We start from the raw sequence: 23,710 nt of genomic DNA on the forward strand, positions 1-23,710 counted from the left end.
TGGGCTTGACTCTTTCTCGCCGCAGCGATCAAAGCCTGCCTTTTTTCCAACCTATTCTGCTTCTTCTGTCTGTCTTTTCTGCTCATCAGGACTGCCTTTCTATTTTTCCCACGAGATATCGCCAGCTACAAAGACACCGCCCTCCACGACAATTCGTACGGGTTTGCCCCACCAGGGCGAAGCCCCGGGCTCCATGGCGTTGCTGATCATGGAGCCGATGCGCAACTGATTGGTCTGGTAGCTCAAGGTGATCACCGAAGCGCTGTTATCGCCGTTACAGCCGGCATGCACTTGCCCCTGAATGGCGCCAAGAACGATAATCGAGCCGGTGGCATTGATCTCGGCGCCGTGATGCAGGTCACCCAGCATCAGCACATCGCCGTCATGCTGCAGCGCCTGTCCGCCGCGCAGAGGAATCGAGACGATCTTGAGAGTTCCCTGCGTCACCATAGGACGCTCCGAACCATCGACTTTAAATCCCAGCGACGCCAGATTTTCTTTCGTCGACGGCTCTTCCGCGCTCCACAGCGAGACGGAAAGATTCATCGGGAAAATCACGTCGCGCAGCAGATCAAGCAGCCAGTTTTTCGGCACCTGAAGTTTCTTGAAATCAAAGACGATCTGATGGCCGGTCACCATGCTCCCGGCATCGCGCAGCTCTCGCAGCACGTCCGAGATGCCCGGCAGGATCGCGCCTTCAAAGGCCACGCACACCGATGTGCCGCGTCCTTTGAAGCTGATTTCCTTCTTCTGTGAGGCAAGTTCCATCTATTTTTCCCATTCCTTTCACTGAAATGCGGATTTATCTTTCGTTCGTGCCGCCATTTCCGTTCAGCAGAAAGCTCAGCAGCCGTCCGACCAGAGGTCCGGCCACCCGCCCGCCGCTCTCGCCGCCTTCGATGAAGCAGACGACGGCATAACGCGGCTTTGACGCCGGGGCATAACCGGCAAACACAGCGTGATCCTTGCCGTGATCGTGCTGAACCGTACCGGTTTTGCCCGCAATTTCCACACCGGACACTGCGGCGCGATGACCGGTGCCGCCTTTGGCAACCACCGCCCGCAATCCGGCCTTGACCAATTTCAGATATTCCTGACGAAGCCCGGTAGGCTGTCCTTCCACTTTGGCCGTTTTCAACACGTGCGGACGATAGAAGATGCCGCCGTTGGCGATGGTCGCGTAAACGCTGGCCATCTGCAGCGGCGTAAGCAGTACAAATCCCTGCCCGATCGACATGTTGACCGAGTCGCCTCGAAACCAGCTTTGATGCATCACGTCCCTCTTCCACTCGGGACTGGGCAAAAGGCCCGAAGCCTCACCGGGAAGATCGATCCCCAGCGGACGTCCGAGACCAAAGCGTTCTCCCGCTTCATCGTACTTTTTTACGCCGACCATCTGGCTGGTCTCGTAAAAATAGACGTCGCACGAATCGCGCAGCGCACGCACAAAAGTTTCCCGCCCGTGTCCGCCGCGCCGCCAGCAATGATACAAATTACTGCCCAGGCGAAAAACTCCGGAACAGTGAACCGACGTGTTTTTGTCTGCCACACCGGACTCAAGCGCCGCATAGCCGGTTACCGCTTTAAATATGGAACCGGGCGAGTACTGCCCGCTGATGGCCCGATTCAACAAGGGGCGAGAGCTGTCGAGATTCAGGCCGGCCCATTCAGTCCCAGACACCCCCCAAGCCAGCGGATTCGGATCATAGGAAGGATTCGACCACATCACGACCACTTCGCCGTTGTTCACGTCGAGAGCCACCATCACGCCATTGTAATCCTTCATGAGATCCGAGGCATAGCTCTGTGCGCTCAGATCGATCGTCAGCGTCAGATCCTGTCCGATGCCCGGCATCGTCTCATTCAACGTGCGGCGCTGGCGGCCGCGGGCGTCCACTTCTACCGCCCGTTCGCCAATGGAACCGCGCAAAACGTCTTCATAATATTTTTCTACGCCGGACTTACCGATCACGTCGCCGCCGATGTAGCTTTTGTTTTCACCAGTTTCGACGCTGCGCAGCTCCTGTTCGGAAATCTCGCCCACGTACCCCACCACATGGGAAGCCAGGGGGCCGGCAGGGTAGGTACGGCGCCACACCGGCAACGGGAACAGCACTTCGGGAAATTCAGGATCTTCCATCAGGCTGGTCATTTGCAGCATCGTCAGATTCGAGACCAGCGAAATAGCCCGATACGGAGCCCAGTAAAGGTTTTTGATGCGCTGTTCGAGTTTTTCCGGATCGTGAGGCAGACGGGCACGCTGCAGAGCGCCAAGCAGTTTTTGTTTGACCTCGTCGCGCTGCAGGTCCAGCGGATAGCCCATGATATCAAAAGTCATCACGTTCAACGCCAGAGGCAATCCCTTGCGGTCATAAATCTGTCCGCGAGCCGGCGGCATGCGGATCAGCCGAAGGCGGTTTTTCAACGCCAGCCCTACGTAGCGGTCGGACCAGAGCACCTGGAAAAGCGCCAGCGCAGCAGCTAAAACCACAAATGATCCGGTCGCGACGGCACACCAGAAATTCAAGCGCGTGTCAGACAGCAGGCGCTGAGTCGGTTGTTCAGAAAGATTTGTCGTCATGAAGGTGAGACCTCAAAAATGCTGAAAAGATTAGCACCACGGCGTTCGCGATCCATTGCACGCCGATGACGAGCCCAATTCGACCGGCCAGGACGCCGGCATCCCAGAAGAGCAGCCGCGACAGCGTCATCACAGCGCAGAGCAGCGTCGTGATGACCACATAGGGCGGCGTCCGACGGTTGGCCGCGGGAATCTGAAACCACGCCCAATGCGCAACCAAAACTGCCGCCGTATAAAGAGCTCCATATAATCCCGGCACTCCGATCCAGCGCAGGTCCATCAGCAGGCCGCCGCACAGCGCCGCGGCGAACCACCGCCAAGGCACGCTCAGTTGCTTCTCCTGGGTCACACACCAGATCAGCATCATCAGATAGATTTCCGGCGCCAAAAAAGTCTGAGTCATCATGATCTGCACAATGTCCTGAGCGTACCAGCCGAAAATCAGCGCCAGAAAATTTTTCATGGCTGCAAACCTCCCAGCACAGACACATATTGAAGTCTGAACAGATCGGCTCCTGTTTTGACGCGAAATTCGTCGACGCCTGCCGTCACCGTCCGCCGTTCGGAAGTCAGCTCGCCCACCGGCAAGCCGACCGGCAGGCGGCTGCCCAAAACGGTCAGGATTTTCATTCCCGGCTTGTAATCACCGTCGGAAGGCAAATACCTAACCCACACGCCACCTTCGTTGTCTCCCGTGACAACGCCGATTTCACGCGTTTCTTCCACCACCACGGGAACATAGAAGCCGGCGCTGGTAATCAAACGTACCCAGGCGCTGCCGCCGCGCTGCGAAGTGATTACGCCGACCAGATCGGAGCCGTCGAGCACGGCGCAGCCGGGGGCGTATTTTTCGTCGCCGGTACCGATGCGAAGTTCTTCCCACCACATGCCGGGATCACGAAAAACGATCGGAAAACGATTGCCGGGACGGGCACGCCGTTTAAACTCCGCCGAGATTTCCTCTCCCGCCTGCAGACGCAGCGCGCGATTCTCTTCGCGCAACTCCTCCAGCTCCATCAGCAGATCCCGACGTTCAGAGGCCCAACGACGAAATCGCTCGACGCGATCGATCACAAAGACTGCCGGTTTCTCAAGCGGGGCCAGCATCGATGCGGTTATATCCATGGCATGGCGCGTCCGCTCGCTTCCAGTCGCTCCCAAGGCGAGAAGCACACAGGCGACGATGCAGATCAGGCCGATAACCAACTCCCGTTCAAAGTTCCAACGCTCTGCCATGACCGGAACTCGTCAGAGCTGACTCTTGTGGACGGTCGTGAGGATCCTTTTCATTTCTCCTAAATTCTGCAGCGTCAGCCCCACGCCGTTGGCGACCGCGTGGATGGGCTCTTCGGAAAGGATCACGGGAGCGTTCAGCACCCGCGTCAGCCTTTCCGGCAGACCGCGCAGCTGCGAAGCGCCACCGGTCAGCACGATGCCGTTGTCAACGATGTCGCGGGAGAGCTCCGGCGGCGTCTGTTCGAGGGCCACTTTCACCATGTCTTCGATGCGGGACACGATCGGCAACAGCACCTCGCGGACTTCCACCGAACTGACGCGGCTCACCTTGGGCAGGCCGTCGGCCAGGTCACGCCCTTTCACTTCCATCTCAAGCTCTTCCTTGAGCGGCAGCACCGAACCAATCTCGTTTTTTACGTTTTCGGCCGTGCTTTCGCCGATCAGCAGCGCGTGTTTCTGCCGGAACAGGCCGATGATCGCTTCGTCCATGCTGTCGCCGGCGATGCGCAGCGAATTGCTCACCACCAGGCCGCCGAGAGAGATGACGGCCACTTCGCTGGTGCCGGAACCGATGTCGAGCACCATGCTGCCCTCCGGCGCGTTGATCGGCAGACCGGCACCGAGCGCCGCCGCAAGCGGCTCGTCGAGAATGTACGCTTCGCGCGCGCCGGCGCCCAAAGCGGCGTCGACGACGGCGCGGCGCTCGACCTCGGTCACCCGGGCGGGCACGGAAACAACGACCTGCGGATTGGAAAAATGTCCGACCGCGCAGGCTTTGGAGATAAAATGGCGCAGCACGGCTTCGGTCATGTCGAAATTGGCGATGACGCCGTCGCGCAGCGGTCGGATCACCGAGACGCCCACAGGCGTTTTGCCGATCATCGCTTTCGCCTCGTGACCGTAAGCGATCACTTCCACGCCGCCGCGCGGCAGTTTGCGCACCGCCACACAGGAAGGCTCGTCGAAGACGATTCCCCGGTCGCTCTGAAAAACGACGACATTGGCGGTACCAAGATCGATTCCCACGCCAACACCGCCGGATCTTCCGAAAAGAGCCACGATTGTTCCTCCTCACCAGTTCTTTTCCGCGCGGAAAAGAACGATTTCACGGTTTTACCGCGGCAGCATTCAGCACAAGATCTTTGCCCGTGCTGCCGTCGCCACAAATGCGCCGGATTCTGCCGCCGCCGGCAATGTAATGTCCGTAATAACCGATCTGAAGTACATGGAGCATCTGCGCCACGGAACGCGACAGAAAAAGATCGTCGTCGCTCGGCGTCAGGTCGCCGTCAGGATGGTTATGCACAAGCGCCAGCGCCGCGCAGTTCAGCCGCACGGCACGGCGCATCAGATAGGGAGCGTCCAGCACGGCGCCGTCGACGCCCCCGAACGAGAGGCGCTCGTCCGCAATAGGAACGTCTTTACGATCCAGATAGATAGCGATGATGAACTCGCGTTCGTCTGCCGACAGCTGCATGGTCCAAAAGTCAAGACGGCTTTTCAGGTCGTCGTGACGTCCTTCTTCGCTGGTCGCCCGCCGCCCCAGCTCAAGCGCTGCCAGAAGCGTCACCGCCTTGGCCAACCCGATGCCCTTGACGCTGTCACGAGGGTAGCTTCGCCCCGCCAGCTCCAAGGCGTGAGCGCGGGAGAGATTTTTCAGAGAGCCGTATTTGTTCAGCAGCTCCCGCGACATTTCGATCACGTTGCAGCCCTCGCGCCCCGTACCAAAAAGAATCGCCAGCAGTTCCTCCGTCTTCAGCGCTTCGGGGCCGCGGGTCACAAGCCGTTCGCGCGGACGTTCGCTGGCGTTCATCTCGAGTGCCATCGGCTCAGTCCTTCAAAAAAGGGTTCCACTCACGCTCTTTTTGGAGCGTCGTCTCGGGACCATGGCCGGGAAGCACGGCCATGTCGCCCACAATGGCGTTGAGACGAGCCAGCGAACGGGACATGGCCTCACTGTCGCCGCCGGTCAGATCGGTGCGGCCAATGCTGCGGGCAAAAAGCGTGTCGCCGGAAACAAGCAGTTTTTCCCCGTCCTGTTCGGCAACGTAGCAGGTGCTGCCCGGCGTATGCCCCGGCGTGTGCAGCGCCGTCAGCGAGATGCCGCCGACGGAAAAAACGTCGCCGTCGCGCACAAGGCAGTCGGGCTGCACCGCCTCGATCTCGTAGCCGAACTCGCCAGCCAGGTTCCGATTGGGATCCGCGAGCAGCGGTTCGTCGTCCGCCGGCGCGTACAGCACGGCGCCGGTCGCTTTTTTCAGCGCTGCGCAGCCGAGGATGTGATCCATATGGCAGTGGGTCAGAACGATCGCCGCCAACTTCAGCCGTTCGTTGCGCAGGTAAGCAAGCACATCGGCTGGATCGCCCCCGGCGTCGATGCAGAAGGCCGTACCGCGGCCGTCGTCGATCACGTAGGAATTGGTCCACAGCGGGCCAAGAGGAATGCGTTTGTAATTCATGGCTCTTTCTCTCTCTCCGGAGTATCGATAATCAACGTGACAGGTCCGTCATTGACGATATTCACCGTCATCATGGTCTGAAACACGCCCGTCTCGGCGGGAATACCCCGAGAGCGGACGCATTCGACAAATTTCTCGTAAAGCGCGTTCGCCTGCTCGGGCCGTGCCGCCTCCGAAAAGGAGGGGCGGCGGCCGCGGCGGCAGTCGCCGTACAGCGTAAATTGGGAAACGATCAGCATCGCTCCGCCCACGTCGACCAGCGAGCGATTCAATTTGCCGTTTTCGCCTTCGAACACGCGCAGTTCCGCGATTTTATCAGCCAACCAGCAGGCGTCGGCTTCGGTGTCGCCGTGCGTCACGCCCAGCAGCACGCAGAAGCCCCTGCCGATAGAGCCGACGCGGACGCCTTCGGAATCGACGGAGGACGAGGTCACCCTCTGCACCACAGCTCTCATGCTCTACCCCCTGTATACGTTGATCACGTCGCGGATGCCGTTCAGACGGGCAATGATGGAATACAGCTGTTCCAGATCCTGCACGGCGATATCCATTTTCATGCGCGAATTGCCGCTGCCCATCTGACTGGCCATCACCGACGTGATATTGATGCCGCCGTTGCCGCAAACCTGTGCGATGTCGCCGAAAAGGCCGGGGCGGTCGAGCGCGTCGATGACGATGCGCGCGTCGTACTTCTTTTTGTCCGTGTTGCCCCAGGACACGGGAATCAGGCGGTCAGGCGCGGCTTTTTCGAGGCGCGGGCAGTTCTCGCGATGGACCATGATGCCGCGCACCTTCGTGGAAAATCCCACGATGGCGTCGCCGGGCACGGGCTGGCAACAGTGAGCCAACGTCACGACGATACCGGATGCGCCTTCGACGATCACGTCGGCCCCTTTTTGAGCAAAACTGTGAGGCTTCTGCCCTACCGCTTCCGGCGTCTGCGGCACCGCGTCGGCGACGGGCGTGTTCAGCGCCACGCAGACTCTCTGTGCGATGCCCGCCGGCCCAATCGCGCCGGAACCGATCGCCGCCAGCACGTCGTCGGCGTTATTGCAGCTCACGTCGTGAGCGATGCGGCTGATGCAGGGAATGACTTCGTCCACGGGTTTGAAATTCTCGCCGAGGCGCGTCTTCAATTCCCGCTCCAGCAGTTCGCGGCCGCGCTGGATGTTCTCGTTTTTTTCCTGCGAATCGAGGCGCTTGAAGTAGCTGCGGATACGGCTTTTCGCCTTGCTGCTCTTGACGAAATTGGCCCAGTCGCGCGAGGGCTTTCCCTGCGGCGAAGTCATGATCTTGACGATGTCGCCGTTGTGCAGCACGTAATCGGCGGCGACAATCCGGTTGTTGACCATGGCGCCGACGTACTGCTCGCCGATACGACTGTGCACGGCATAAGCGAAATCCACAGGGCAGCTGCCGCGGGGCAGGCTCTTGACGTCGCCTTCGGGCGTGAAGACGAACACGTCCGAGGTCAGCACGTCGTCGCGCAGGCGCTCCATAAACTCCTGACTGTTGGTCTCCGGCCCGTTCTCGAGGGTCTTGCGGATCCATTCGAGCTTCTGATCCAGCTCGTTGATGCGTCCCTGTCCTTCCTTGTACCGCCAGTGAGCGGCCACGCCGTACTCGGCCAGCCAGTGCATCTCCCAGGTACGGATCTGCACTTCCAGCGGCTCGCCCTGCGGCCCCATGACCGTGGTGTGAAGGGAACGGTACATGTTGTTCTTGGGGTTGGCAATATAATCGTCGAATTGTCCGGGGATGGGCTTCCACAGCGTGTGGACGATACCGAGGACTGTGTAGCACGTCGTCACGTCGTTCACGATGACCCTCAAGGCCAAAAGGTCGTAAAGCTGTTCCACCGACAGTTTCTTGCGGTTCATCTTTTCAAAGATGCTGTAAAAGTGCTTGGCCCGCCCCTTGATGTGAGCTTCGATGCCTATCGACCTGAGCCGCTCGCCCAAAGCCTCCATGGCCTGGTTGACGATGGCTTCGCGCTCCGGCAGGCGCTTTTTAACGCGCCGCTTGATGTCGTAATACATGGTCGGATCGTAATACTTGAAGGCAAGATCCTCGAGCGTACGCTTGACCTGATAGATGCCGAGCCGGTGCGCCAGCGGCGCGTAAATCTCCAGCGTCTCCTTGGCGATGCGCTGCTGTTTGTCGCGGCGCAGGGCGCCGAGGCTGCGCATGTTGTGCGTGCGGTCGGCCAGCTTGATAAGGACGACGCGGATGTCCTTGGCCATGACGAGGAACATCTTGCGCAGGTTTTCCGCTTGATAATCCTCGAACGTCTTGAACGGCAGCTTGCCCAGCTTGGTGACGCCGTCCACGAGCATTTCCACGGTCGCCCCAAAACGGTTTTTCATCTCGTCGGCGGTCACGGGCGTGTCCTCGAGCACGTCGTGCAGCAGACCGGCCTGCAGCGTTGGCAGATCCATGCGCATGTCGGCAAGGATGGACGTGACGTAAACGGGATGAATGACGTAAGGCTCGCCGGAGGCGCGCATCTGATCGCCGTGTGCCTGCGCGGCAAACACCAACGCCTCGCCAAGCTGTTTGAGATCGTCATGCGACAGGTAACGCGACGCCTTGCCCCACAGCTCCTTCCAGGCAAAACTGACGGTTACCGAACGCTGCGGCGCCGGCAGGCGCCCCATGTAGCTGTCGCGTAGCATATTCTGCTCTTTTTTGAGCGCCGCGCCGGAGTCATCCCGCGCCGGGACGGCGGCGCCTTCTCCGTCGGGAATCGAGGGATTGACGCGGGAAACGGCGAACTTGAAAGTTTCCGTCTCGGGACGGCGCGGCGCTTCCACAGTTCCCTGCGCGACGGGCGCGCCGAGCTCTTCCGTATTCTTTTTCCGGTTGCGCTCAGCCGCGGCGACAGCCGCGTTTTCCGTCAATGCCATGTTCCTCACTCCCTCGGGCTTTTATTTTTTTCCGTGAAACGCCGGCCGGCGCTTTCGCTGTTTTTCATGAAATCAGGCCACCACAATGCCTTCAACGATGTACTGCAGGCTGACGCGCCCCTGCCACAGATTCGGGCGGGGACGGTAAATCCAGCCACGGATGCCTTCCGTGCGTTCGATCTGCTCGGCGCCGTTGAAGGCGAGCAGCGCGTTGCCGCCGAAGAGCACGCGGGTATGCAGGCCGCGCTTGCCCAGCGGCGCGTAGGTCGTGCGGGCGTCCAGCGGCACGAAAAAAGCCGGCAAAGGGTTGCCGTTGCCGAAAGGCCCGATGCGCTGCACCTCGTCCCAGGCCGCGCCGGTGATCCGATCGGGCTCGAACTCGATCACCTCTTCGGGCGTTTTTTCGACTTTGATATTCTGGAGCAGACTGTTCAGCTCCCGCTCCAGACGAGGCCACTTGAGCTGATCGACGGAGAATCCCGCGGCGCTTTTGTGCCCGCCCCAGGCGTCGAGCAGATCGTCGAGGCTTTTCAGCAGTTCCACCGCATTGGCGCCGCTGGGCACGCGCAGAGTGCCGCGGATCCCGCCGCCCGACGGCGCGGCCAGCGCGAAAGCCTTGTTGTGCTCGCTGCACAGGCGGCTGGCGATGGCGCTCAAGATCCCCACCGGCCAGCTGCCGTTGAACAGGACCTGCGACCGCTCGCCCTGCTCCAAACCGGCGTTGATGCTCGTGCAGATCGCCGCGGAAATGTCGCGGCGGCGGCGGTTGAGATCCAGCAGCTGATCGACGCTGCGCTGCAGTTCCAGAGGCGATCCCAGCCCCGAAAGCACGTTGACCGCCACGTCGGCCACCTGCACGCGCCCGGCGGCGTTGAGACAGGGGATCACCTTCATGGACAGACGGTTTTCGTCGATCATCGAGTCGGGTTCGTTCGGGCACAGGGAGCGCAGCAGCTCGCGCAGCCCGCGGCGCGGCGCGCGGCGCATCATTTTGATGCCTTCGCGCGTCAGCGAGCGGTTCAGCGGCCCCAGCGGCATGCAGTCGGACACCGTGGCCAGCGCTGCCAGCTGAAGCATGCCGGCCAGGCGGCTCTCGGGCAAAATATGCGACTGCCAGGCCCAGCACCACAAAACGGCCGTCGCGCAAAGCCGTTTGGCCTCGGCGTCGCCGTCCATCTGGGGATTGACCAACGAGTCGATCCGAACGATGTCGCCCTCCACGGCGTGATGGTCAAAGATCAAGACGTCCATCCCGGCAGCGCGCGCCATCTCTACGGCTTCCACGTCTTTCGAACCGCAGTCGGCCACGATCAGCGTCTCGAAACCGTCGGCGATGATGCGGCGCATGTTTGCAGGATGCAGGCCGTAGCCCTCGGAACGGCGGTCGGGAATGTAATAGACCGCTTCGGCCGCGCCGCTCTGCTGTGCCAGTTCGAGCGCGATCACCGTGGACGAGACGCCGTCCACATCGTAATCTCCGTAGACGAAAACTCTTTTCCCGGGCACCGCTTTCAGCCACAGCTCCCGCGCCGCCGAGGCCGCGCGCCCGAGAAAAAGCTCGTCCAACTGCCTGCGAAGATCAGGGACGTTCAGCAGCTGCCGGAACTGTTCTTCGTCCGCAGCGCGGCTGTCCAGCACCGCGGCGGCCAGCTCCGAACATTCCAGCCGGCGGGCGAGGTCGCGGGTCTTTTCGCCGGGCTGGTAAATATCCAAATCATTGAACGAACACACAGGGATCAACGCAAACAGTCCTTCCTCGACGAAACCGCCGCACCCGGCGGCCGTTTTTTTGATTTACAGCGACGTGCCGTTTTCGATGAAAGTGATCTCTTCCTGAGACGCGCCGGCGGCTTTCATCGCCGCCAGCAGCGCGCCGCGTTCTTTCTCCAGCGCGGCGATGCGGCGGCGGGCGCGCTCGATCTCACGACGGCTGCGGAATCGCCCTTCCCACGAAGCGGCCAGCGAGATCAGCCACATCACGACGATACCGAAAAAAAACAGAAAAATCTCCCAGAGTCCCTGAGGCAGCGCAAAATCCCAGGCCAAAAAGCGCACCGCCAGAATATCCTGATTCTGCACCGCGTAAGTCGCCGCCCAGACGGCGACAAAGCCAAGCCCCAGCCCGTAACTTCTCATCAGGCACTCCCCCTTCGCCGCGCCTTTTCAGACGCGGTGAAATTTTGCGTCGGACAAAAACGGCGGCCGACAATATCAGGAACATTTTACCAGATTTGCGCGCACAAAACCGCTGTAACATCAAGTTTTCTTCACGACGAAACGACTTTTCCCGCCCGCGCGGGGATTTTCTCTCGCACAACGTTTTTTCGCCGCGGCAAAAAGCGCCGAACGAAATCCGCCGCCTCAAAATTTTCACGCGAAAAAAACCCGTCCGGATCTTTCCGAACGGGTTTCGTTGTTCATGTTATTTTTCGGGAGAGATCTCATGCCACAGGCACAGGATCGACGTTGTCACGCAGACGGAACTGAAACCGCCGACGATGATGCCCGCCATGATGGCCAGCGAAAAGCCGGCCAGGACCGGACCGCCCCAGACGTAGAACGCCAGCACCGGGAAAAACGTGGTCAGCGACGTGTTGATCGTGCGGGCCAGCGTCTGGTTGATGGAATCGTCCAGCAGCTGCGGCATTCCCACCTTTGGCAGGCTGTGCCAGTTTTCGCGCACGCGGTCCAAAATGACGATGGTGTTGTTCAGCGAATAGCCGATCGTCGTCAGAATGGCGGCGATAAACGTCATGCCCAGCTCCACGTGCAGCAGGCTGAACAGGCCCAGCGTCAGCAGCGTATCGTGGATCAGCGCCAGCACGCTGACCAGCGCGAAGCGGAAGCGGAAGCGGAACGTGATGTACAGCAAAATGCCCGCCAGCGCGATCGTCGAGGCCAAAATGGCCTGATTGCGCAGCTCCGATCCGACCGTGGGGCCGACCATTTCGAAGTTGACCAGCTTGACGCTGCCCGTATGGAGCGCGTCCACCGCCTTGATGATCTTGTCGCGCAGTTCGGCCGGCGTCAGCTCGCTGCTGCCCTGCAAACGGATCATCACGCCTTTGTCGCTGTACGACTGGATCACGGCGCTGCCGTAGCCGACTTTCGCCATGGCTTCGCGCACCTGTCCGACCTTGACCGCTTCGGGAAATTCGATCTGGAGCAGGTTGCCGCCCGTGAAGTCGATGCCGAGGTTGAAGCCGCGGGTCGCGACCAGCCCCAGACTGCCGAGCACGAAGAACGCCGCGATCGCCAGCCAGACCTTACGATAACGCATAAAAGGGATATTTCGTCTCATTTTTCGCTCCGCTCCTTACTTGCGCGCCTGAAAGGTCTTGCTTCCGTAGTTCACCATGAGCTGCAGCAGCACGCGGTTGACTACCAGCGCGCTGAAAAGGCTGGCAATGATGCCGAGCGTCAGCGTCATGGCGAAGCCACGCAGAGGGCCGCTGCCGTAATAATACAGAACGGCGGCGGCGATGACCGTGGTGATGTTGGAGTCAAGGATAGTCGTCAGAGCGTTGCTGAATCCCGAAGTCAGCGTCGCGTTGGGCGTTTTGCCCGCGCGCATTTCTTCCCTGATGCGCTCGAAGATCAGGATGTTGCTGTCCACCGCCATGCCGATGGTGAGGATGATGCCGGCGATGCCGGGCAGCGTCAGCGTCGCCTTGAACGCCATCAGCAGCGCGAAAAGCACCAGCAGCGTCGTGCACAGCGACAGGTCGGCCGTGACGCCCCACAGGCGGTAGTAAACGAGCATGAAAAGGAACACGGCCGCCAGACCGATCATTCCCGCATAAGCGCCGGCGTTGATCGAATCGGAACCCAGCGACGGGCCGACGGAACGATTCTCGAGAATGGACACGTTCACGGGCAGAGCGCCGGCGCGGAGCATGACCGCCAGCCCTTTGGCATCCTCCACGGAAAAATGTCCCGTGATCTGCGCTTTGCCGCCGGAAATGCGCTCGTTGACGCGGGGGGCCGAGATGACCGAGCCGTCGAGCACCATAGCCAGCTGACGGCCGACGGTCGCCTCCGTCGCCTTTTCAAAAAGTTCCGAGCCAGTGCTGTTGAACTCGAGGGAGACGTCGGGGCGCCCCAGCTGATCGAAACCGGACGTGGCGTTGCTCAGCTCGTTGCCCGTCAGCATCGGCTTGCCGAGCAGGTAAATAGAACCGTCGTCGTCGCCGGCGACGATCTGTCCCTCTTCGCCCTTGAAGTTCTTGGCCTGTTCCATGGCCTTGGCCTGGCTCTCTTCGAGCTGAGCCTTGTAATCGTTCCAGCGTTTGACGGCGGCGTTGAACTCCTCGTCGCTGTCGTAGTTCTTGCGCTCCGCCTGCGGCGGCAGAGGCGCGGCGCTGTAAAGCGTCCGCACCACTTCGCGGAATTCCAGCAACGCCGTGCTGCCGATCAACCTCAAAGCCGCCTGAGGGTCTTCCACGCCGGGAAGATCGACGATCATGCGGTCGGCGCCCTGCTTCTGCAGCGTCGGCTCGGTCAGGCCGTACTGATTCACTCGTTTTTCGAGCACCGTGCGCAGACGGTCAAGGCTGTCGGGCGTCAGCGGCACGTCCTCGGTGCCGCTGGCCTGAAGCACGATATGAGCGCCGCCGCGAAGGTCCAGGCCCAAATTCACTTTGCCGCGCAGAACCACGACGGCCGAAATTGCGATGACGGCCGCCATGAAAATCAGCCGCCAACGATCCTTTCTCAACATTTTTTATACCTCCCAGAAGAAGTCATTCCTGCAATAAGCAAAAAAGAGGCGGACGGGGTAATCCATCCGCCCCCAGCAAAAATGCCTTATTGTTTGTCCTCGGCCGCAGGCGCTTCTTCGGGCGTGACAGATTCTTCGGGCTTCGCAGCCTCTTCGGCCTTGGGGGCCGCCTTGGGGGCTTCGGGGCTGATCTTCGTGGAGATGGAGCTCTTCAGCACGCGCGCGACCAGACCTTCGGCGATTTCGATGATGACGCTGTCATCCTTCACTTCGCGGACGATGCCGAAGAAGCCCCCGGCGGTGATGACACGGTCGCCGCGCTGCAAGCTGTTGACGAGACTGTCGTGGGTCTTCTGACGTTTCTTCTGAGGGCGAAGAATGAAGAAATAAAAGATCACCACGAAAATAATCAGCGGGAAAAACGCCTGCAACGCGCTGCCGCCTTGAGCAGCTGGAGCAGCCGCAGGAGCGTCGGCCGCAAAGGCCTCACCGGCGGAAAGAAGGGCAAAAAGCGAAGCGAACAGAGTCTTTTTCATGTACTGAAACCTCCTAAAAATTTTTTCTCTCAACTAAAGAACACGGGGCATATTTTAACATGCGAAGACATGTTTTTACAAATAGCGGGGCCGGAGCTCAAAAGCTCTGCTTTTTCTTCTGTTCAGAGGCCTTCAGCTTGAAAAGCAGTTTCTCCAGTTCGATGAAGATATCCACGTCTTTGACCTGAACGCCGGGCGGCGCCTGCAGGACCGCGGCCGAAAAGTTAAGCGCGCCTTCGATCTTCCCGGTGCCGGCAGCCGCGTCGAGCACTGCTTGGGCCGCCTGCTGCGGAACGGTCAGGATCAGCACGGAGATGTCCTTTTCCGCAATGACCCGCGGCAGATCGTCGATATGATAACAGAGCTTCCCCGCGTAGCTGCGCCCGACCTTGTCGGGGTTGGAGTCGAAAACGGCCGTTACCTCGTAGTTTTCGCTGAGGAACGAGCGGTGGTTCAGCAGGGCTTCGCCCAGACGGCCGATGCCCACCAGACCGATGCGCCACACTTCAAACGGCGCCAGGATGCCGGCCAGATCTTCCAGAAGACGGCTGACGTCGTAACCGACGCCGCGCTTGCCGAATTCGCCCAGATAGGACAGATCCTTGCGGACCTGGCTCGACTTCAGACGCAGCATTTCGCCGATTTCCTTGGAAGAGACCACCGGCACGCCGTCGTCCACAAGACGCATCAGCAACCGCCGGTACGCGACGAGACGACCGACGGTCGGATCGGTGATCCGCTCCTTTTTCGACGGGATCGGGAATCCCATGTCGTTCACGTCCGTTTCATCTGGCGCAGCGGAAGGCGGACAGCCCGGCGTAGGGCGCTTCGCCTTCCAGCGCCTCCTCGATGCGGAGCAGCTGATTGTATTTGGCGATGCGGTCCATGCGGGCGGGAGCTCCCGTCTTGATCTGCCCGGCCGCGGTCGCCACGGCCAGATCGGCGATGAAGCTGTCGTCGGTCTCCCCTGAACGGTGCGACACGACCCAGCTGTAACCGGCGCCGCGGGCCATGGCGATGACGTCGAGCGTCTCGGAGACGGAGCCGATCTGATTCAGCTTGATCAGGATCGAGTTGGCCGCGCCGCTCTCGATCCCCTTGGCGAGGCGTTCGGGATTGGTGACGAAAAGATCGTCGCCGACCAGCTGCACACTGCCGCCGATTTTTTCGGTGAGCAGCTTCCAGCCGTCCCAGTCCTCCTCGTTCATGCCATCTTCTATGGAGACGATCGGGAAGTCGGCGCAGAGCTGCGCGTAGTAATCGGCCAGCTCGGCGGCCGTGAAGTCGCGCCCTTCGCCCTTGAAATGATACTTCCCTTCGGAGTACAGCTCGGAGATGGCCACGTCGCAGGCGATCGAGATCTGCGTGCCGGGTTCGTAGCCGGCCGCTTCGATGGCCTTGACGAGATATTCGAAGCCCATGCGGTTGCTGGAAAAGTTCGGAGCGAAGCCGCCCTCGTCGCCCAGACCGGTGCTGAAGCCTTCCTTGACGAGGATCTTTTTCAGGGCGTGATACGTCTCCGCCCCCATGCGCAGCGCCTCGCGGAACGATTCGGCGCCGTGGGGGACGATCATGAATTCCTGAATGTCGAGGTTGTTGTCGGCGTGCGCTCCGCCGTTGATGACGTTCATCATCGGCGCGGGCAGCGTCTTGGCGTTCATACCGCCGATGTAGTCCCACAGAACCATGTCGTGGTTCATGGCCGCGGCGCGGGTCACGGCCATGGAAACGCCGAGGATGGCGTTCGCCCCCAGCCGGCCCTTGCTGGGCGTTCCGTCGAGATCGAGCATGGCGCGGTCCACGGCGCGGAGATCGTCGGAGTCCATGCCGCAGATCTCGGGCGCGATCACGTCGTTGACGTTTTTGACGGCGTTCAGAACGCCTTTGCCGCCGTAACGGCTGCCGCCGTCGCGCAGCTCTACCGCTTCGAACGTCCCCGTGGAAGCGCCGGAAGGCACGCCGGCGCGAGCGATCTCGCCGGTCTCGAGGCCGATTTCGACCTCGACCGTGGGATTGCCGCGGGAATCCAGGATTTCTCTTGCATGTACGCCTACGATTGCGCTCATCTTATATCCAAACTCCTTTCAGAATTTTTTCGTGTACCGAAAACAAAAACATCGCCGCAAAGGGGCAGAATTGTTAACTGTTAGAAGAAAGAACAAACAGAAAAAAACAGCGTCTGACACGGAAACGCCTGGCGGTTTGCTTTCGGACAAAATGTTCCGCGCCAAATATTTTATTTGAACAAAGAGCGGCCGACCGTTCACGCGAGCCGCAGTGTCTTAATGCCCGCCTGCGCTTCCTTCCCAAGGATTCTCGTCGGGTTCGACTCTCCGCTCGCCGCGCATCTCGCAGGCGACCGTACCGCGGCGGCGAAGCGCCGCTTCGTCGTCCACGAGAACGGCGGCGGCAATGACGCGCCGGGGAAAAGCCACCTCGATCAGGTCGCCCGCTTTGACGTCGCTGGCCGGCTTGACCTTCCGCCCGTTGACGCGCACCGCGCCGACCTCGATCATTTCCTGCGCCGCGGTGCGGCGCTTCACCAGCTGCGAAAGCTTCAAAAATTTGTCCAGCCGAATCACGCGCATCGCCTCGTTTTCAAAGATCACAACGATGTTTTATTATAGCAGTTTTTTCACAAAGTGTTCATTTTTCATGAGGAAGCTATTAACGTTTCAATTCCGCGGCCAGAGTCCAGTACTCGGCCAGCTCCTCCGGCGAGGCTTCGCCGCGGAACATCATGGCTTTGAGTTGAATGTAGCGAGCCTGTTTGACGCGGCGTCCCTGATCGGCGCTCAGTTTTTGCCATTTTTCCATGTCGGTGCCGGACAGCGTGTCGCAGAAGGACGCGCCGCCGGAGAGCGCCGACATGGGGAAATGATCTCCCATTTCCAGCCAGAGGTGCTCAAGACTTTCCGGCTGTTCGCCCGTCAGCAGCGCGCCGGCGATGCCTTTGAGGCGGGGATCCTGAAACATGCGGATCACTTCCGCCACAGACGCCGATACGCGCAGCTCGCGGCTGATCCAAAGCAGATAAAGCAGTCCCATTTCCGCCGGATCGCAGCTTGGCGGCGTTTCCGCATCGGCCGTTTCGAGATCGAGGGGCTGTACGTCGCCGGCCAGGCTTTCTTCCGTGCGTGAACTGAGGCGACGCCCGCGACGCAGCCGGTTCAGTTCCGACGCCAGCTGATAATCGGGCAGCCCGACGGCGTGGGCAATCTCCTGCATATAAGGGGCCAGTTCCACGGCCGTCAGCTGCGCCATCCCTTCCAGCAGCTCTTCGGCCGCTTTGGCCTGGCCGCCTTTTTCGGCCGCGGCCTTGAAAAGGCCGATGTGATGGAGCACCAGCGGCTGGGCGTTCTCCACCGCTTCGTTGAAAAGATCCTCGCCGCCTTCGCTCTGCAGCATCTCGTCGGGATCCTTGCCGCCGGGGAACCGCACCACGAACACCTGAAGCCCGGCGCGCTGCAGAACGTACATACCGCGCAGGGTCGCGTTCTGTCCGGCCGTATCGGAGTCGTAGCAGATATAGCATTTGTCGGAGAATCGTTTCAGCAGCAGCGCCTGCTCTTCCGTCAGCGACGTGCCCAGCGAGGCGACGGTTTCCCTGTGGCCGTGCATGTGCAGGCGGATGGCGTCCATATAACCTTCGACGAGGATCGAACGCCCTTTTTCGCGGATCGCGTTTTTGGCCTTGTCCAGCAGGTAAAGGTTTTCCTTCTTGTTGTAGAGCGGTCCCTCCGGACTGTTCAGATATTTGGCGCCTTCGCCGTCGACGATGCGGCCGCCCAGAGCGATGGCGCGCCCGGAGACGTTGCGGATGGGAAAGATCACGCGCCCGCGGAAGCGGTCGTAACAGCCCTTCTCGCCCTGAATCACCAGGCCGCATTTGAGCAGCTGTTCCTGCGTGACGCCCTCGCGGCGCAGCGCGTCGTTCAGAGCCCGCCACGCCGACGGTGCCCACCCCAGTTCAAAGGCGTCGGCATCCTGCGAGGACAGATTGCGGCGGCTCAAATAGCCTTTACCGACGGCGCCGGCCGCGCCTTTCAGTTCGGCACGGTAAAAGTCGACGGCCATTTCCATGACCGAATAAAGATCCGTCGTCTGTCCGCGGTTTTTCCGCCGCGGGATCTCGATGCCGGCGCGCCGTCCCAGATACTCGAGCGCTTCGGGAAAGCTCAGCCCTTCCTTCTCCATGACGAAACTGAAAACGTCGCCGCCCTTGCCGCAGCCGAAACAGTGCCAGGTGCCGCGATCGGGCGAAACGATGAACGACGGCGTCTTTTCGTCGTGAAAAGGACAAAGCCCGCTGTAATTGCGTCCTTTTTTGACGAGCCGCACCGAATCGCCCACAAGCTCCACGATGTCGACGGCATCCTTTATTTTTGCGACGATTTCGTCGGCCATAAACGTTCACCTCTTCAGATTTTGAAATCCACAGAAAAAGCGGAGAGAGCTTTTGCGCCCTCCCCGCTTTTCATTTTAGCTTTTTCTTTTCGTCCTGTCGAGAACGCGCCCTTACTTCATGATCAGAGGAGCGATGACAAGAGCCACGACGGTCATCAGCTTGATGAGAATGTTCAGGCTGGGACCGGCGGTATCCTTGAACGGATCGCCCACGGTGTCGCCGACGACGGCCGCCTTGTGGTTGGCGGAGCCTTTGCCGCCGTGCACGCCGGATTCGATGTACTTTTTGGCGTTGTCCCAGGCGCCGCCGGCGTTGGACATGTAAACGGCCAGCATCACGCCGGTGACGATGGCGCCGCCGAGCAGACCGCCCAGAGCTTCGGCGTCAAGCGCAAAACCGACAACGACGGGGGCGATGATAGCCAGCAGACCAGGCACGATCATCTTATGGAGCGAAGCGTCGGTGGAAATGGCGACGCATTTCTTGTAATCAGGCTTTTCGCTGTAATCCATGATGCCGGGATGATCCTTGAACTGACGGCGCACTTCCTCGACCATCTTGCCGGCGGCTTCCTGCACGGCGGCGATCGTCTGGGCGCTGAACAGGAAAGGCAGCATGCCGCCGAGGAACAGGCCGACCATGACGTGAGGATTGTTGAGGTCGATCGACTTGAGGCCGGCCGCCTGAGCGTAGGCGGAGAACAGAGACAGAGCGGTCAGAGCGGCGGACCCGATCGCCAGCCCCTTGCCCATGGCGGCAGTGGTGTTGCCCACGGCGTCAAGCTTGTCGGTGATGTTGCGGACGCCCTCGGGCAGCTCGGACATTTCGGCGATGCCGCCGGCGTTGTCGGAAATGGGGCCGTAAGCGTCGACGCTGAGGCTCATGCCGGTGATGGAAAGCATGCCCACGGCCGAGCAGGCCACGCCGTACAAGCCGCTGAAGAAATAACTGATCAGCGTCGCGGCGCAGATCAAAAGCACGGGAATGACCGTCGAGGTCATGCCCAACGAGATACCGCCGAGGATGACGGTGGCAGCTCCGGTCTCGGTCGTGTCGGCGAGCTTCCGCACCGGTTTGTAGTCGGCGGAAGTGTAGTATTCGGTGATCATGCCGATAGCAACGCCGGCAACGACACCGGAAACCACGGCGAAGAAGATGCGAATGTCCTGAAGCAGGATCAGCGAGAGAATCAGCGCGCCGACGATCTCGATGATGCCGGTGATGTAGGTTCCCAGGCTCAGGGCCTTGGCGGGATCGGTGGCGTTTCCGGACTGCATGAACTTGAACAGGTACTTGCAGGCGAACTGCCCCATTTTGCTGTCGTTCTCCTCGGCCAGGCTGCCAGTGACGCAGGCCGAGCCGAAGATCGCCGCGGCGATGCCCAGAGCGGACAGAGCCAGAGGATAGAGCACGCCCATGAGCCCAAGCGTTTCGTTGGAGCCGGCGACGGTCGTCACAAAACCGACGGCCATGGCGGCGATGATGGAATTGACGTAGGACTCGAACAGGTCGGCCCCCATGCCGGCGATGTCGCCGACGTTGTCACCGACGTTGTCGGCGATGGTGGCGGGGTTGCGGGGATCGTCCTCGGGGATGCCGGCTTCGACCTTGCCCACAAGGTCAGCGCCGACGTCGGCGGCCTTGGTGTAAATGCCGCCGCCGACGCGGGCGAACAAGGCGATGGACGAAGCGCCAAGGCCGAAGCTGGTGATGACGTTCGCGTCGCGGAACAGCACGTAGGAAAGCACCACGCCCGCCAGACCGACGCCGACCACGGTCATGCCCATGACGGAGCCGCCGCGGAAGGCGACACCCAGCGCGTCGTTCATGCTCTTGGTGGCCATGAAGGTCGTGCGGCCGTTGGAGCGGGTGGCGACGATCATGCCGCAGTAGCCGGTCAGGGCGCTGCACAGCGCGCCGAATACGAAACACACGCCCGAGGGAATGCTCAGGAAGGTGCACAGCAGAGCGCCGACGACCACGACAAACGGCGCGAGCCATTTGTATTCGCTGTTGAGAAACGCCATCGCGCCCTCGTGAATGATGTCGGAGAGCTCAGACACTTTTTTGTGCTCTTCGTCGACGACAATGTTCTTGACGAAACCATAGGTAATGAAAGCGTACCCCAGAGCGAGCACAGCGCTGCCGAGGACTACCAGCAGCAGTACCCAAAACAGAAACGATACCATTACGCAAACCTCCTTGAAATTGAGAACCATTCTTTTTCAGGTGTATCTTCCATAAAAGCCTGATTATTATATGCGGCGCGCTGACGAAATACAAGCGATAAAAAACTTTTTCCGCACAGGAAAGGCCGAAAGGCGGCGATTTTTATTCCCGCACTCCCGGCACGGCGTCATTCAATGATCTGCAACTCCTTGGAAACCTGGTTGAGGATCTGCACGCCCGTCTCGGTGATCAGGCACAGATCTTCGATCCGCACGCCCGTCTCGCCGGGAAGGTAGATGCCCGGCTCGCAGGAAAAGATGTTGCCCGGCCTGACCTGTTCCGTGTTGGCGCTGCTGACGTCGCCCCATTCGTGCCCCTGCTGGCCGATGGAATGCCCAAGACGATGAGTGAAATAGGGACCGTACCCGGCCTCGGCGATGACCTTGCGGGCGATGCCGTCCAGATCGCAGTAGCGCACGCCGGGCTTCATCGCCGCTTCCGCAGCTTCGTTGGCGCGGCGCGTGATCTCGTAAATTTCACGGTCCTTGTCGTTGACGCTCTTGTAATAATAGGTGCGCGTCATGTCAGAGCAGTAGCCGTCCTTGATACAGCCGATGTCAAAGAGCACGCACTGCCCCGGCTCGAGCTCGGTGCCGTCGGGAGAATGGTGCGGATCGGCGGCGTTGGCGCCGAAGCTGACGATCGACGGGAACGAGAGGCCGTCGGCCCCCAGATCGCGGTAGATGCCGGCCAATTCATCGGCCAGTTCGATCTCAGTCACGCCTTCGCGCACACGCTCGCGGAGGGCCAGCATGGCCCGATCGTTCATCAGCGAGGCGCGCGTCATCAGGGCGATCTCTTCGGCGTCCTTGCAGGCGCGCACATGGTCCACGCAGGGGGAAGCGTTCACGTAGCCGGAAGCGGCGTTTTTCTCCTGAAGTTCGAGCAGGAACTCGGCGGGCATTTTTTTGTCCACTCCCAACGGCCGGGAGCGGTCGATCAGGGGCAGGACCTTGAGCGCGCCGCGTTCGGTATCGTCATAGGGGACGATGTTTTCCGCCGCTACGTGGGGGGCGAAGAACAGCCGGTTCAAAAACAGCGCCGGCTTCTGTCCCTCGCGCAGCAGAAGGGCCAGAAAGCGTTCGCCGGGACGAAAGTCGTCGCCGGTCACGTAGGTCAGCGAGAAAGGATCGCTCAGCAGGGCCTGCGTGAGCCCCGCTTCTTTCAGACTGGCCATGATCTTGTCGATGCGCCGTTGATTCATGATTTCTTCTTTACCTCCCCGGGCTCTCCGCCCCAGAAGACTTTCTCCACACGCCCGGCCACTGCCAAGGCGTCGTCCGTAAGTTGCACCTCAGCTCCTGACGGAGCTGTGCTCCCTCTTCTCCTCAAACTGACGAAGCACATAAGAACACGTCGGCACGATCTTGGCGCCGCGCTCACGGGCCGCCCGGACCAGTTCGTCCACCAGGCGCGCGGCGATGCCCTGCCCGCCGTAAACGGGATCGACTTCGGTATGGTATGCGGTCCAGACAGCGCCGTCCTCAGCGTAGGCGCACATCCCCACGCACTTTTCGCCGTCGTAGGCGGCCGCGCGTTTCTTCGTTTCCTCAAAGACGATTTCGATCACGGCAACGCTCCTTTCCATCGTTTATGACGTTATTGTATCATGAAGTTTTTTTTGCGGGAAAAATATCCCGCCGGCCGAACCGATCTGGCGGAGGTTCATCCCCTTCACGGCGCGCGGCCGACCGGCAGTCTATGCGATCGCCTGGCTGACGACAGCCCCTGCTTGGGCAACCGCGGCCCCGATGACAGCCTTTCCCGTTCGTCGGCGGACGCACCGATTCCGCGGTTCCGTTTTAAATTGAGAAGCGTTTTCGTTGACTGATATGTTTTTCCATGGGAAAGCACCATTGAAAACGCCGCGCTGACGCGCGGCTGTGCCGTAAAAAGCATGCGGCACGCGATTCCATGCAGTTTTCGACGCGCCTTCGGCGCTCTGAAAAGGGCGAAGAATCTGTGCCCTTTTTAACGAAAACGAGGATGACAATGTTCCACGTGGAACACCGTCTACGCAAAACGCCTGCCGGCTCGGCAGCCGTCAGGCGTTATATGATGTTCTAAATTTTAACGTTCCGGGGACTCTCCCTGTGTCCCGGCGGCGCGCAGGCGGCGACGCAGCAGGCGGCCAAGCAGGATTGCCAGCACGATCTTCAGAACGTCGACGGGAATGAACGGGTAAACCGCCGCAGCCATGCAGGCGTCGAAGTTCAGCTTCGCGACTTTCGCCAGCCACGCCGCGCCGAACAGATAGAGCGCGCCCAACCCCAGCAGCATGCCGGCGAACTGCATGACGACGCCGCTTTCCCAGCGGTCGGTGAACCAGCCGCTGATCGCCGCCAGCGGGATGAAACCAACGAGGAAGCCCCCCGTAGGCCCAAGCAGTTTGCCCGCCCCGCCGGCAAATCCCGAAAACACGGGCAGCCCGACACAGCCGATCAGCAGGTAGAGGACGACGGCCAACGTGCCGCGCCGGGCGCCAAGCGCATACACCGAAAGGTAGACGACGAACACCTGAAGGGAAAAAGGGACCGGCCCGACGGGCACCGACAGCGGCCCCAGCACGCACATCAGCGTCGTCATCACCGCGATCGCCGTCATGTTTCTGACATGATTCTTCTCCATTGTTATT

The 23,710-nt window shown here is 60.6% G+C and carries 22 protein-coding genes; all 22 read right to left on the bottom strand.

Features of this window, described 5'->3' with window-relative positions; all coding sequences use genetic code 11:
- Window positions 1-99: 99 nt before the first annotated feature.
- The 22 genes from FYJ74_RS05590 to FYJ74_RS05695 all read right to left on the bottom strand — a co-directional run bounded on the left by FYJ74_RS05590 (window position 100) and on the right by FYJ74_RS05695 (window position 23,703).
- Window positions 100-768: a septum site-determining protein MinC gene (locus tag FYJ74_RS05590; RefSeq protein ID WP_154528602.1), complete on the bottom strand. Its 669-nt coding sequence runs from the start codon at window positions 766-768 to the stop codon at window positions 100-102.
- 34 nt (window positions 769-802) lie between these two features.
- Window positions 803-2,581 (bottom strand): penicillin-binding protein 2, encoded by a 1,779-nt coding sequence (gene mrdA, locus FYJ74_RS05595; protein WP_154528603.1) that lies wholly within the window; start codon window positions 2,579-2,581, stop codon window positions 803-805.
- Window positions 2,562-3,044: a hypothetical protein gene (locus tag FYJ74_RS05600; RefSeq protein ID WP_154528604.1), complete on the bottom strand. Its 483-nt coding sequence runs from the start codon at window positions 3,042-3,044 to the stop codon at window positions 2,562-2,564. The genes mrdA and FYJ74_RS05600 overlap by 20 nt, the downstream gene beginning before the upstream one ends.
- Entirely contained in the window at window positions 3,041-3,817 is a 777-nt protein-coding gene (locus FYJ74_RS05605; RefSeq protein WP_154528605.1) for a rod shape-determining protein MreC, read from the bottom strand. The genes FYJ74_RS05600 and FYJ74_RS05605 overlap by 4 nt, the downstream gene beginning before the upstream one ends.
- 12 nt (window positions 3,818-3,829) lie before the next feature.
- A complete protein-coding gene (gene mreB, locus FYJ74_RS05610) occupies window positions 3,830-4,876 on the bottom strand; it encodes a rod shape-determining protein (RefSeq protein ID WP_320634256.1) in 1,047 nt (348 codons plus the stop codon).
- 46 nt (window positions 4,877-4,922) lie between these two features.
- Complete coding sequence (locus FYJ74_RS05615) at window positions 4,923-5,642, bottom strand: JAB domain-containing protein (RefSeq protein ID WP_154528606.1); 720 nt, start codon at window positions 5,640-5,642, stop codon at window positions 4,923-4,925.
- 4 nt (window positions 5,643-5,646) lie between these two features.
- The gene (locus FYJ74_RS05620; RefSeq protein WP_154528607.1) at window positions 5,647-6,276 is read right to left on the bottom strand and encodes an MBL fold metallo-hydrolase; all 630 of its coding nucleotides are present in this window, start codon (window positions 6,274-6,276) and stop codon (window positions 5,647-5,649) included.
- A complete protein-coding gene (dtd, locus tag FYJ74_RS05625; protein WP_154528608.1) occupies window positions 6,273-6,731 on the bottom strand; it encodes a D-aminoacyl-tRNA deacylase in 459 nt (152 codons plus the stop codon). Before dtd ends, FYJ74_RS05620 begins: the two co-directional genes overlap by 4 nt.
- Before the next feature lie 3 nt (window positions 6,732-6,734).
- The gene (locus tag FYJ74_RS05630; protein WP_154528609.1) at window positions 6,735-9,182 is read right to left on the bottom strand and encodes a RelA/SpoT family protein; all 2,448 of its coding nucleotides are present in this window, start codon (window positions 9,180-9,182) and stop codon (window positions 6,735-6,737) included.
- A 72-nt stretch (window positions 9,183-9,254) separates the two neighbouring features.
- Window positions 9,255-10,913 carry a DHH family phosphoesterase gene (locus FYJ74_RS05635; protein ID WP_326830892.1) on the bottom strand — a complete coding sequence of 553 codons (1,659 nt, stop codon included), beginning with the start codon at window positions 10,911-10,913 and terminating at the stop codon, window positions 9,255-9,257.
- A 63-nt stretch (window positions 10,914-10,976) separates the two neighbouring features.
- Window positions 10,977-11,318 carry a lipopolysaccharide assembly protein LapA domain-containing protein gene (locus FYJ74_RS05640; protein ID WP_154528611.1) on the bottom strand — a complete coding sequence of 114 codons (342 nt, stop codon included), beginning with the start codon at window positions 11,316-11,318 and terminating at the stop codon, window positions 10,977-10,979.
- A 286-nt stretch (window positions 11,319-11,604) separates the two neighbouring features.
- Window positions 11,605-12,483 carry a protein translocase subunit SecF gene (gene secF, locus FYJ74_RS05645; protein ID WP_154528612.1) on the bottom strand — a complete coding sequence of 293 codons (879 nt, stop codon included), beginning with the start codon at window positions 12,481-12,483 and terminating at the stop codon, window positions 11,605-11,607.
- A 15-nt stretch (window positions 12,484-12,498) separates the two neighbouring features.
- Complete coding sequence (gene secD, locus FYJ74_RS05650) at window positions 12,499-13,902, bottom strand: protein translocase subunit SecD (protein ID WP_154528613.1); 1,404 nt, start codon at window positions 13,900-13,902, stop codon at window positions 12,499-12,501.
- A gap of 86 nt (window positions 13,903-13,988) precedes the next feature.
- Window positions 13,989-14,438, bottom strand: a complete 450-nt coding sequence (gene yajC / locus FYJ74_RS05655) for a preprotein translocase subunit YajC (RefSeq protein WP_154528614.1) — start codon at window positions 14,436-14,438, stop codon at window positions 13,989-13,991.
- 97 nt (window positions 14,439-14,535) lie between these two features.
- Window positions 14,536-15,207, bottom strand: a complete 672-nt coding sequence (locus FYJ74_RS05660) for a redox-sensing transcriptional repressor Rex (protein WP_154528615.1) — start codon at window positions 15,205-15,207, stop codon at window positions 14,536-14,538.
- A gap of 16 nt (window positions 15,208-15,223) precedes the next feature.
- Entirely contained in the window at window positions 15,224-16,504 is a 1,281-nt protein-coding gene (gene eno / locus FYJ74_RS05665; protein ID WP_154528616.1) for a phosphopyruvate hydratase, read from the bottom strand.
- A gap of 216 nt (window positions 16,505-16,720) precedes the next feature.
- On the bottom strand, window positions 16,721-17,017 hold the full coding sequence (locus FYJ74_RS05670; RefSeq protein ID WP_244389511.1) for a S4 domain-containing protein: 297 nt from the start codon (window positions 17,015-17,017) through the stop codon (window positions 16,721-16,723).
- Window positions 17,018-17,105: 88 nt separating this feature from the next.
- Window positions 17,106-18,845 (bottom strand): DNA primase, encoded by a 1,740-nt coding sequence (gene dnaG, locus FYJ74_RS05675; protein ID WP_154528618.1) that lies wholly within the window; start codon window positions 18,843-18,845, stop codon window positions 17,106-17,108.
- Window positions 18,846-18,956: 111 nt separating this feature from the next.
- Window positions 18,957-21,035 (bottom strand): sodium-translocating pyrophosphatase, encoded by a 2,079-nt coding sequence (locus FYJ74_RS05680; protein ID WP_154528619.1) that lies wholly within the window; start codon window positions 21,033-21,035, stop codon window positions 18,957-18,959.
- 167 nt (window positions 21,036-21,202) lie between these two features.
- Window positions 21,203-22,279, bottom strand: a complete 1,077-nt coding sequence (locus tag FYJ74_RS05685) for a M24 family metallopeptidase (RefSeq protein ID WP_154528620.1) — start codon at window positions 22,277-22,279, stop codon at window positions 21,203-21,205.
- 90 nt (window positions 22,280-22,369) lie between these two features.
- On the bottom strand, window positions 22,370-22,645 hold the full coding sequence (locus tag FYJ74_RS05690; protein WP_326830881.1) for a GNAT family N-acetyltransferase: 276 nt from the start codon (window positions 22,643-22,645) through the stop codon (window positions 22,370-22,372).
- 500 nt (window positions 22,646-23,145) lie between these two features.
- Window positions 23,146-23,703 carry a biotin transporter BioY gene (locus FYJ74_RS05695; protein ID WP_154528622.1) on the bottom strand — a complete coding sequence of 186 codons (558 nt, stop codon included), beginning with the start codon at window positions 23,701-23,703 and terminating at the stop codon, window positions 23,146-23,148.
- Window positions 23,704-23,710 lie beyond the last annotated feature (7 nt).

The organism is Pyramidobacter porci (assembly GCF_009695745.1).
Taxonomy (GTDB): Bacteria; Synergistota; Synergistia; order Synergistales; family Dethiosulfovibrionaceae; genus Pyramidobacter; species Pyramidobacter porci.